The 10,010-nt window shown below is 71.0% G+C and carries 11 protein-coding genes and 1 tRNA gene; 7 read left to right on the forward strand and 5 right to left on the reverse strand.

Going from position 1 to position 10,010, the window contains the following annotated elements:
• Together ESO86_RS06115 and ESO86_RS06120 are read right to left on the reverse strand one after the other, a co-directional pair.
• A partial coding sequence (locus ESO86_RS06115; RefSeq protein ID WP_207207030.1) for a hypothetical protein occupies positions 1 to 390 on the reverse strand: 390 nt, incomplete at its 3' end.
• A gap of 177 nt (positions 391 to 567) precedes the next feature.
• On the reverse strand, positions 568 to 2,445 hold the full coding sequence (locus tag ESO86_RS06120; protein WP_129234095.1) for a glycoside hydrolase family 15 protein: 1,878 nt from the start codon (positions 2,443 to 2,445) through the stop codon (positions 568 to 570).
• Positions 2,446 to 2,548: 103 nt separating this feature from the next.
• Between ESO86_RS06120 and ESO86_RS06125 the strand changes: the two genes are divergently transcribed.
• Positions 2,549 to 4,489: an alpha-amylase family protein gene (locus ESO86_RS06125; RefSeq protein ID WP_129234096.1), complete on the forward strand. Its 1,941-nt coding sequence runs from the start codon at positions 2,549 to 2,551 to the stop codon at positions 4,487 to 4,489.
• 80 nt (positions 4,490 to 4,569) lie between these two features.
• Here ESO86_RS06125 and ESO86_RS06130 read toward each other — a convergent pair.
• Positions 4,570 to 4,642, reverse strand: a tRNA-Arg gene (locus tag ESO86_RS06130).
• 190 nt (positions 4,643 to 4,832) lie between these two features.
• Here ESO86_RS06130 and ESO86_RS06135 point away from each other — a divergent pair.
• Positions 4,833 to 5,156 carry a DUF7882 family protein gene (locus tag ESO86_RS06135; RefSeq protein WP_129234097.1) on the forward strand — a complete coding sequence of 108 codons (324 nt, stop codon included), beginning with the start codon at positions 4,833 to 4,835 and terminating at the stop codon, positions 5,154 to 5,156.
• 27 nt (positions 5,157 to 5,183) lie between these two features.
• Here ESO86_RS06135 and ESO86_RS06140 read toward each other — a convergent pair whose 3' ends face one another.
• On the reverse strand, positions 5,184 to 5,387 hold the full coding sequence (locus tag ESO86_RS06140; RefSeq protein ID WP_129234098.1) for a hypothetical protein: 204 nt from the start codon (positions 5,385 to 5,387) through the stop codon (positions 5,184 to 5,186).
• A 168-nt stretch (positions 5,388 to 5,555) separates the two neighbouring features.
• Between ESO86_RS06140 and ESO86_RS06145 the strand changes: the two genes are divergently transcribed.
• A complete protein-coding gene (locus tag ESO86_RS06145; RefSeq protein WP_129234099.1) occupies positions 5,556 to 6,095 on the forward strand; it encodes an SRPBCC family protein in 540 nt (179 codons plus the stop codon).
• Here ESO86_RS06145 and ESO86_RS06150 read toward each other — a convergent pair.
• On the reverse strand, positions 6,092 to 6,454 hold the full coding sequence (locus ESO86_RS06150) for a DUF7882 family protein (RefSeq protein ID WP_129234100.1): 363 nt from the start codon (positions 6,452 to 6,454) through the stop codon (positions 6,092 to 6,094). The genes ESO86_RS06145 and ESO86_RS06150 overlap by 4 nt on opposite strands.
• A 114-nt stretch (positions 6,455 to 6,568) precedes the next feature.
• On the opposite strand from ESO86_RS06150, the gene ESO86_RS06155 reads away from it, so the two are divergent.
• The 4 genes from ESO86_RS06155 to ESO86_RS06170 all read left to right on the forward strand — a co-directional run bounded on the left by ESO86_RS06155 (position 6,569) and on the right by ESO86_RS06170 (position 9,978).
• Complete coding sequence (locus tag ESO86_RS06155; RefSeq protein WP_242492227.1) at positions 6,569 to 7,450, forward strand: SDR family oxidoreductase; 882 nt, start codon at positions 6,569 to 6,571, stop codon at positions 7,448 to 7,450.
• Between the two features lie 24 nt (positions 7,451 to 7,474).
• A complete protein-coding gene (locus tag ESO86_RS06160; RefSeq protein WP_129234101.1) occupies positions 7,475 to 7,747 on the forward strand; it encodes a DUF7218 family protein in 273 nt (90 codons plus the stop codon).
• Between the two features lie 10 nt (positions 7,748 to 7,757).
• Entirely contained in the window at positions 7,758 to 8,732 is a 975-nt protein-coding gene (locus ESO86_RS06165) for a DNA topoisomerase IB (RefSeq protein ID WP_129234102.1), read from the forward strand.
• Between the two features lie 94 nt (positions 8,733 to 8,826).
• Positions 8,827 to 9,978 carry a fatty acid desaturase family protein gene (locus ESO86_RS06170; protein WP_129234103.1) on the forward strand — a complete coding sequence of 384 codons (1,152 nt, stop codon included), beginning with the start codon at positions 8,827 to 8,829 and terminating at the stop codon, positions 9,976 to 9,978.
• Positions 9,979 to 10,010: the final 32 nt, after the last annotated feature.

The raw sequence follows: 10,010 nt of genomic DNA on the forward strand, positions 1-10,010 counted from the left end.
CGGGAACCCGTCGAAGGCCCCGGCTGAGCTGCCGACCGCGAGCGCCGCGATCGTCGCCCAGACCGCCGCGTTCGCGAACGCACCGATCTGCGGGCTCGCGTGCGGCATGGGACACCGTGCGCGCCCGACGCGACGCCGCGCGGGCACGGAGGCGACCGCGAGCGCCGTGAGCAGGAGCAGGGCGACGAGGACCGCGACGGCCAGGCACAGGACGTCGACGACGACATGCCCGACTCCGCGTCCGCCCTCGTGCGAGTGGGGGACGATCTGGACGAGCCGACTCGCGGCCGCGACGGCGACGGCGACGGCGATCGCGACCATCGCCGAGGCGAGGGCAGCACGACGGGCGACCGGCGCCCGGCCGGTCGCAGCGGCGCTCGCACCCCTCATAGTCGAACTCTCGATCTCGGGAATCTGACCGGTGAGAGCCTAGCCGGAGGGATCCGTGCCGCCGAAGGCCGCGTCCGGGGGGCAACGGCGATCCATGGCGGATTCACAGGCGCCGAGCGCGGGCACGCGACATCCGGCGGCCCCTCGGACCGGAACGACGGCCCGACCGCGGGGCGGTCAGTCGATCCGTCGGCCACGCCGGAGCACCGGCTCGACGTCGCCCGAGCCGTGGTCGAGTTGGTAGTCGAGGTTGACCGCCGCGTTGATCAGCGCGAGATGGCTGAAGGCCTGCGGGAAGTTCCCGAGCTGCTCTCCCGTGAGGCCGATCTCCTCGGCGTACAGGCCGAGGTGGTTGGCGTAGGTCAGCATCTTCTCGAACACCAGCCGCGCCTCGTCGAGGCGGCCGGAGCGTGCGAGCGCGTCGACGTACCAGAACGAGCACAGGGTGAACGTTCCCTCCGAGCCCCTGAGCCCGTCGGGCGCGGCCGCGGGGTCGTACCGGTAGACGAGGCTGTCCGAGACGAGCGCCTCGTCGATCGCCTCGAGCGTGGACATCCAGAGCGGATCGCGCGGCGTGATGAAGCCCATGAGGGGCATGAGCAGCAGCGAGGCGTCGAGCACGTCGCTGCCGTCGTGCTGCACGAAGGCCTGACGCGTGGGGTCGAAGGACTCCATGATGCGCTCGTAGATCCGGTCGCGCTCGTGCACCCAGCGGGTCATCGACGCGGGCCGGCCGTGCGACTGGGCGATGCGGATGCCGCGATCGAGCGCCACCCACGACATGAAGCGCCCGTAGGTGAACTTCTGGGGCCCGCCGCGGGTCTCCCAGATCCCCTCCTCGGGCGTGTCCCAGTGGTCGCAGAGCCAGTCGAGCATCTGCCGGACCTTCATCCAGCCGGCGTGGGGGAGCTCGAGGCCGTGCGTGTCGGCGAGGTGGATCGAGTCCATCGCCTCGCCGAAGATGTCGAGTTGGAGCTGGTCCGACGCGCCGTTGCCGACGCGGACCGGCCTGGACTTCCGGTATCCGGAGAGATGGTCGAGGGTCTCCTCATCGAGGTCGGACGAACCGTCGACGCGGTACATGATCCGAAGGGGCGCCGTGTCGGACCCCACGCCCTCGTGGATCCGCTGGAGCAGCCAGCCGACGAAGGCCTCAGCCTCGTCCTGGTAGCCGAGGCTGAGCAGTGCGTAGACCGAGAACGAGGCGTCCCGGATCCACGTGTAGCGGTAGTCCCAGTTGCGTTCGCCGCCGATCTGCTCGGGCAGCCCGGTCGTGGGCGCGGCCACGAGCGCCCCCGTTGGCGCATACGTCATGAGCTTCAGCGTGATCGCCGAGCGGGCGACCATCTCCCGCCAGCGCCCGGTGTACGTCGAGCGGTCGTTCCACCGCCGCCAGTAGCGTCGCGTCTCGAGGAACGTGCCGATGAGCTCGTCCTCGCTGATCTGGCGCGCGTCGACGTCACCGGACTCCAGCATGACGCCGGTGAGCTCGCCGGCACGGAGGGTGATGGTGACCTTGACGCCCCCGTCGACGACCTCGACCTTCCCGGCCCGCTCGTCGCCGTGCAGGATCGGGTCCCCGACCCGATGGAGGGTCAGCACGAGGTCGTCGGAGACGAACTTCGCGCCCGGCCCGGACGGCACGAGCCGGTGCGGTGCGCGGCCGTAATCGAAGCGCGGTTGGATCTCGCCCTCGAAGGTCATCTCGCCGCGGACCACGCGCACCATCCGCACGATGGAGTGCCGGTCGGTCGCGGGCCCCTCGGCGACGGGCATGAAGTCGATCACCTCGCCGACGCCGGCGTCCGTGAGGAAGCGGGTGATGAGGATGGCGGTGTCCGGCAGGTACAGCTGCCGGGTGACGTACTCCATGCCGACCGGGCGGATCCGGAAGAAGCCGCCCTTCTGGGCGTCGATGAGGGAACCGAACACGCTCGGGGCGTCGAACCTCGGACTGCAGAACCAGTCGATGGTGCCGTCGGTCGAGACGAGCGCCGCCGTCTGCAGGTCGCCGATGAGGCCGTGGTCGCTGATGTCCGGGTACCGCTTCGCCATGCGTCGTCCCTTCCCCCATTTGGGATGGTGGCATGCGAGCGGGTGGGGGGCAAGGACGTACGGATGCCGAGCGGGAGCGGCGCGCATGGTGCAGGCTGGGCGTATGGCACGAATGGGAACCGACGCCGACGTCGACCTCGCCCGGATCCGCCCCGTGGATCCCGCGGCATCCGCCCACCTCGACGCCGACTTCGAGCGTCGCCTCTCCTCCGCCTTCCCGGTGCTTCACGGGCTGTTCCACCGTCTCTACGGCGAGCGCGACGACGCCCTCGACGTGCTCGCCGGCGTGGTCGCCGACGCGGCGGAATCGTGGGCGGAACGCCCGGCCGACCTGAAGGCGGCCGATGCACGCCGGGAGCAGGATTCGACCTGGTACCTCTCGAACGGCATGCTCGGCGGGGTCTGCTACGTCGACCGGTACGCGGGCGACCTGGCCGGCATCCGGGCGCGGATCCCCGAGTTCGTCGAACTCGGCCTGACCTACCTCCACCTCATGCCGCTGTTCGCCGTCCCCGAAGGCAACTCCGACGGCGGATACGCGGTGTCGAGCTATCGCGCGGTCGCGCCGCACCTCGGCACGATCGACGACCTGCGCGATCTCGCCGCCGAACTCCGGGCGAACGGCATCTCGCTCGTGCTCGACTTCATCTTCAACCACACCGCGTCCGACCATGACTGGGCCCGGCGCGCGGTCGCGGGCGATCCGGCCCACGAGGACTTCTACCTGATCTTCCCCGATCGCACGATGCCCGACGCGTACGAGCGGACGGTTCGCGAGATCTTCCCCGACGACCACCCGGGCTCGTTCGTGCAACTGCCCGACGGCCGTTGGATCTGGGCGACGTTCCACTCGTTCCAGTGGGACCTCAACTACGCGAACCCGGCGGTGTTCCGCGCGATGGCCGGCGAGATGCTGTTCCTCGCGAACCTCGGGGTCGACGTGCTGCGCATGGACGCGGTCGCGTTCATCTGGAAGCGACTCGGCACCCCGTGCGAGTCGCTGCCCGAGGCGCACCTGCTGCTGCAGGCGTTCAACGCGGTGCTGCGCATCGCCGCGCCCAGCCTGCTGTTCAAGTCCGAGGCGATCGTGCATCCCGACGAGGTCGTCGAGTACATCTCGCCGGCCGAGTGCCAGCTGTCGTACAACCCGCTCCAGATGGCGCTGACCTGGGAGGCCCTCGCGACCCGCGACCCCCGCATGCTCGCGCAGGCGCTCGAGCGCAGGCACGCGATCCCCGACGGCTGCGCGTGGGTCAACTACGTGCGCGGCCATGACGACATCGGCTGGACCTTCGCCGACGAGGACGCCGCCGAACTCGGCATCGACGGCTTCGACCATCGCCGATTCCTCAACGCGTTCTACGTGAACCGCTTCCCCGGCAGCTTCGCGCGCGGCGTGCCGTTCCAGGAGAACCCGCGCACGGGCGACGCTCGCGTGGCCGGCACGACGGCCTCGCTCGCGGGCGTCGAGGCCGGAGACCCGCACGGCGTCGACCGCGTGCTGCTCGCCCACGCGATCGCGCTCTCGACCGGTGGGATCCCGCTCGTCTACCTCGGCGACGAGGTCGCCCAGCTGAACGACTACTCCTACGTCGATGACCCAGCGCTCGCCGACGACAGTCGCTGGGTCAACCGGCCGCGCCGCCCCGCCGACGCCTATGCCGCACGGCACGACCGCGACACCCCGTCCGGCGCGGTGTACGCGGGACTCACCCGGCTCATCCGGGTGCGACGCGGAACAGCGGAGTTCGCGGGCGGGCGGCTCGTGCCGTTCGACCCGAAGCACCCCACGGTCCTGGGGTTCCAGCGCCCCGGGGCGACGGATGGCGCGGCCGCACCCGATGGAACGGCCGCCGTGCTCTGCCTCGCGAACGTCGGCGACGCACCGGCCGCGATCGACGCGCTCACGCTCTCGGGGTTCGCGCCCGAGGCGCACGAGCTCATCACCGACCGGCGGGTCTCGCTCGAGCGGGGAATCGTGCTCGAGCCCTGCCACGTCGCGTGGCTGCGGGTGCGCCCCGCCGAGGAGCCGCCGCGGTTCTGAGCAGCCGCGGCGAGGCCACCGCGTCGCCGACGAAAGAAGCCCCGGATCCGCTGGTTCTGCGGAGCCGGGGCTTCACCCTGCGCGCCCGGAGGGACTCGAACCCCCAACCTTCTGATCCGTAGTCAGATGCTCTATCCATTGAGCTACGGGCGCATGGGATGTCGCCCGGAACCTCTCGGCTCATCAGGCAACCCGGTTACTCTATCCCACGTCGCGCCCGCACGCCAATCGAGCGCGTCCGCCCGGGCGCGTCGGGCGGTGGGCTCCCGGAATCGGACGCGCCGGACATCCGCGATCGGAAGGCGTGGCTCCACTCGGCGGCGAGCGGCACTAGCATTCCGCCATGGGCAAGCTCATCTACAACTCCTCGAACCGAGAGATCGAGATCGAGGACCGCACGCTCGCGCACCTGCGCGTCGCCATCATCAACAAGCTGCGTCGGTCCGAGAGCTTCGCCATGACCTGGGAGCACGGGATCGAGCACGGCAGCGGCCGCACCACCCTCTGGCTCCACGAGTCGGTCCCGCTGCAGTTCGTGTTCAGCGGCAACCGCCCGCCGAAGCTCAACCGCCTGTGGATCGAGCAGATGCTCCTCTCCGCGAACAGCACGAGCGGCCTGCAGAACGTCCCCGAACCCGACGAGAACGAGCCCTTCGACTTCGATTGAGTCCCGTCGGCGCGGGCCGCGGTCGAGTCAGTCGACGAACTCGGTCTGGGTGCGGATGAAGTCGACCTCGCGCTCGCTCAGCCGCTCGGGCGCGGATCGCCCGATGAGCTCGACGATCTCCGAACGCACTCCGTCGTCGAGCGGCGCCGCGAGATCGGCGAGGATCGCGTGCTTGCCCGCGATCGAGAGTCGGGGCCACCAGTCCTCGATCGGGACGGTTCGCTCGCCCATGGCTCGGCCCCCTTCCTCCGATCCGGGGCGACCCCACGTCGTGGACCGCCTCACTCCGTGATAACAGCCGCGCCCGCCGGCGGCAACCCCTCGATCCGCAGGTCGCAGCGTGCGTACCGTGGCCGCCCGGCGCATATCCGCGCGCCGACGACCGGAAGGGAGATCACCATGAGCACGACCGTGACCGCCGACATCGAGGTGGACGTCCCGGTTCGCGTGGCCTACGACCAGTGGACCCAGTTCGAGACGTTCCCGGAGTTCATGAGCGGCGTCGACGCGATCCGCCAGGTCGACGACGTGACGACCCACTGGGTGGTGTCGATCGGCGGCGTCACCCGGGAGTTCGACGCCGACGTCTCCGACCAGGTCCCCGACGACCACGTCGCCTGGCACAGCACGACCGCCGAGGTCGACCACCGCGGCCGTGTCGTCTTCCGCCCGGTCTCGTCCGACCGGACCCGCGTGGACGTGACGCTGGAGTGGGAGCCCCAGGGCTTCGTCGAGGAGGCCGGGGCCGCGCTCGGGCTCGACGACCGGCAGGTCGACCACGACCTCCGGAGGTTCAAGGAGTTCATCGAATCGCGCGAGGTGCCGACCGGGACCTGGCGCGGCGAGGTGCACGGCGGCGGCGCGGCGGCCGCCACGGCCGGAACCGGAGCAGTCGACTCCGACGGCGTCGTCGGTGAGGACCCGGACCTCCGCCCCTAGTCGCCTGAGATGTCGGCCTCGTCGGACCCGTCGGCGCCGTCGGCGGGGACCGACTCGGGGTCGATCTGCTCGGGCACCAGCTGGATCCCGCCCGTCGAGTTCGCGCTGCGCATGAGCTCCTCGAGGTAGGACCGGCTGAGCTCGGGCGGCTCGGGGTCGTCGAAGACGAACCGGAGCGGGATGTTCGGGTGGAGCCACAGGGTGCTGCGACCCTCGGGCTGCTCCTCGGGATGCTCCCACGACACCGTGAAGGATTCGCCCCGCCGGAGCTTCGTGACCACCGCGACCTGCAGATGCGCCAACGCCCGGTCCTCGATCCCGATCGGCGTGACGGCGTTCCCGTAGTACAGGATTCCCATGGCGACGAGGCTACCCCGCTTCCGCCCACCTCAGGCCCGGCCCGTCAACCCCCTCGGCCCAGCGGGCCCTCGCGCGTAGCGTGACCGCACGGACATTCGAATGAGGAGGTCCCGGTGCATCACCATCTGGTCGATCCGACCACCAAGCACACGGCGGAGCCGTTCCCCCAGCAGGAGCAGCTTCCGCCCGGCATGACCCCGCGGATGACCCCGCAGCCCGACCACGGCGAGTACAGCTACCGCGGCTCGGGGCGACTGTCGGGGCGTCGCGCGCTCATCACAGGCGGCGACTCCGGGATCGGCCGCGCCGTCGCGATCGCGTTCGCCAGGGAGGGCGCCGACGTGGCGATCTCGTACCTGCCCTCGGAGCAGGAGGACGCCGACGAGACCGCCTTCTGGGTCCGGGACGCGGAGCAGCAGGTGGAACTCCTCCCCGGCGACCTCCTCGACGAGCATCACTGCGCGGACCTCGTCCGGCAGACCTGCGACGCGTTCGGCGGAATCGACCTGCTGGTGCTGAACGCCGCCCACCAGCGCGACCGCGGCGGCATCGAGGAGGTGCCGACCGACGACTTCGACGAGGTCATGCGCGTCAACCTCTACTCGAACGTGTTCCTCGCCCGTGCGGCGGTGCCGCGCATGGACGCCGGCTCGTCGATCATCACGACGTCGTCGATCCAGGGCTTCGACCCCTCCTCGCGACTCGTCGACTACGCGATGACGAAGGCGGCGCTCGTGGCGTTCACGAAGGCCCTGGCCGAGGAACTCGGGCCGCGCGGCATCCGCGTGAACTCGGTCGCCCCCGGGCCGATCTGGACGCCGCTGATCCCGTCGACGGGATGGCCGGACAAGCTCCCCCGGTTCGGGCAGGACACGCCGCTGGGTCGCGCCGGGCAACCTGCCGAGCTGGCGGGCGCGTACGTCTACCTCGCGTCGGATGACGCGTCGTTCACGTCCGGGGCGATCCTCCCGGTCACGGGGGGCAAGCCGCTCTGAGGCGGTGAGGGGAAGGAGCAGGACATGCCCGGCAACCGACGAGGGCAGAACTCGCTGAAGGACCCGGAGCTCTACGAGGAGCTCCGGGACGACGGTGCCTCCAAGGAGAAGGCGGCCCGCATCTCGAACGCGGCCGCGGCCCGCGGCCGCAGCTCGGTCGGCCGCGCGGGCGGCCGGTCCGGCAGCTACGACGACTGGACCGTGCCCGAGCTGAAGGAGCGGGCCAAGGAGCTCGGCCTGACGGGCTACAGCGACATGCGCAAGGGCGAACTCATCGACGCCCTCCGCAACCACTGAGGGGCGACGGATGCCGCGACTGCGACGCGTCGAACCGTACGCGTCGCCGGGGCTGACACGCCGACGCAGCGGCCGGGGCTTCACGTACCGGCACGCCGACGGCTCGCTCGCCGATCGTGCCGACCGGAACCGGATCGCCGATCTCGCGATCCCGCCCGCGTGGACGGAGGTGTGGATCTCCGAGGCGCCGAACGCGCACATCCTCGCGGTCGGCGTCGACGCCGCCGGCCGTCGCCAGTACCTCTACCACCCGGTCTGGCGCGAGCGGCAGGACGCGGAGAAGTTCGAGCGGATGGCTGCGCTCGCCGGGGTGCTTCCCGCCGCGCGCCGCGGCGTCCGTCGCGACCTGGCGCGCGACGAACTGCTGCGCGAGCGGGTGCTGGCCGCCGCGTTCCGCACGCTCGACCTCGGCGCCATCCGCATCGGGTCGGAGGAGGCGCTCGCTCAGGCCCGCAGCCGCGGGCTGACGACGCTGCTCGTGCGGAACGCGCACCTGGACGGCTCGGACGCCGTGCGGCTCCGGTTCCGCGCGAAGGGGGGCGTCGCGCAGGAGGTCGTGCTCGTGGATGCGGGGCTCGCAGCCTTCGTGGACGGCATGTCCGGGCGCTCGCCCGGCGCGCGGCTGTACGCGTTCACCGAGGGACGGCGGATGCGACCGCTCGGCCCGGTCGACGTCAACGAGGACATCCGATCGCGGACGGGCGGCGACTTCACGGCGAAGGACTTCCGGACGCTGCGCGGCACGATCGCCGCCGCGGACCGGCTCGCCGAGATCGGCACCGCCGGGACGTCCCGGGCGCGTGCCGCCGCGGTCCGCGAGGCGATCGTGCGCGCGAGCGAGGTCCTCGGCAACACCCCCGCGATCGCGAAGGCGAGCTACGTCGACCCGCGCGTCGTCGAGGCGTACGAGCACGGCCGGCTGGCCCGCCTCGGCGGGGGCCGCGAGCGCGCCCTGCTGCAACTGCTCGTCGACGACGTCGGGTGATCCGCACGCCGACCGTGCGTCTGCTGGGTATCGCCCCCACGTACGTCCGGCGGTACATATGCGCCCGTACGCTTGGGATATCGACAGCGGGCGGATGCCCGTGAACACACCGGCTGGGAAGTCGACGACGACGGGCCGGATCATCAGCACTTCACTTATCCCCTCATCGCACCTCGGTGCGATCCGCTCCACGAAGCCGCGCGGCGATCGTCCCGGCGTGACCCAGAGCTACGCGGCACTCTCCCAGGTGATCAAGGAGAGCGGGCTGCTCCGCCGCACGCCGGTCTTCTACTCACTGCTCGTGGGCGGCCTCGTCCTCGCGCTGGGGGGTGCGATCACCGGATTCGTCCTGCTCGGCGACACCTGGTACCAGCTGCTCATCGCCGCCGCGCTGGGCATCATCTTCACGCAGTTCGCGTTCTTCGCCCATGAGGCGTCGCACCGCGCCGTGCTCACCTCGGGCCGGGCCAACGACCGGGTGGGGCGCTTCGTCGCGACCGTCATGGTCGGCATCAGCTACCAGTGGTGGATGACCAAGCACACGCGCCACCACGCCAACCCGAACCGGATCGGCAAGGACCCGGACATCGAGTTCGACACGATCTCGTTCATCGAGGAGGACGCGGCGCGCCAGCGCGGCCTCATCGGCTGGATCACCCGTCGCCAGGGCTGGCTGTTCTTCCCCCTGCTCCTCCTCGAGGGCCTGAACCTGCACGTGACCTCGATCCGATCGCTGTTCGAGCGTCGAGCGATCCCGGGCCGCGCCCTCGAGCTCACGCTCATCGCGCTGCGGCTCGGTGCCTACGTCGCCGTGGTCTTCTGGGCGCTGCCGCTCGGCATGGCCTTCGCGTTCCTGGGCGTGCAGCTGGCCGTCTTCGGCGTCTACATGGGGGCCTCGTTCGCACCCAACCACAAGGGCATGCCGATCGTCCCGGCCGACGCGAAGCTCGACTTCCTGAGCAAGCAGGTGCTGACGAGCCGCAACATCACGGGCCGGTGGACGAGCCCGCTCATGGGCGGCCTCAACCACCAGGTCGAGCACCACCTCTTCCCGAGCATGCCGCGACCGCACCTCGGGCGAGCACGCGAGATCGTGCGGGAGCACTGCCGGTCACTCGGCATCCCCTACACCGAGACGACGCTCGTGGACTCGTACGGCATCGTCGTCCGGTACCTCAACCGGGTCGGCCTCGCGGCCCGCGACCCGTTCGACTGCCCGGCGGCCGGCGAGCTGCGGCGCCGCTGAGCAGGGCGCCGGCCGACCGCTAGGCCGCCTCG

It is taken from the genome of Agromyces binzhouensis (assembly GCF_004135055.1).
Taxonomy (GTDB): Bacteria; Actinomycetota; Actinomycetes; order Actinomycetales; family Microbacteriaceae; genus Agromyces; species Agromyces binzhouensis.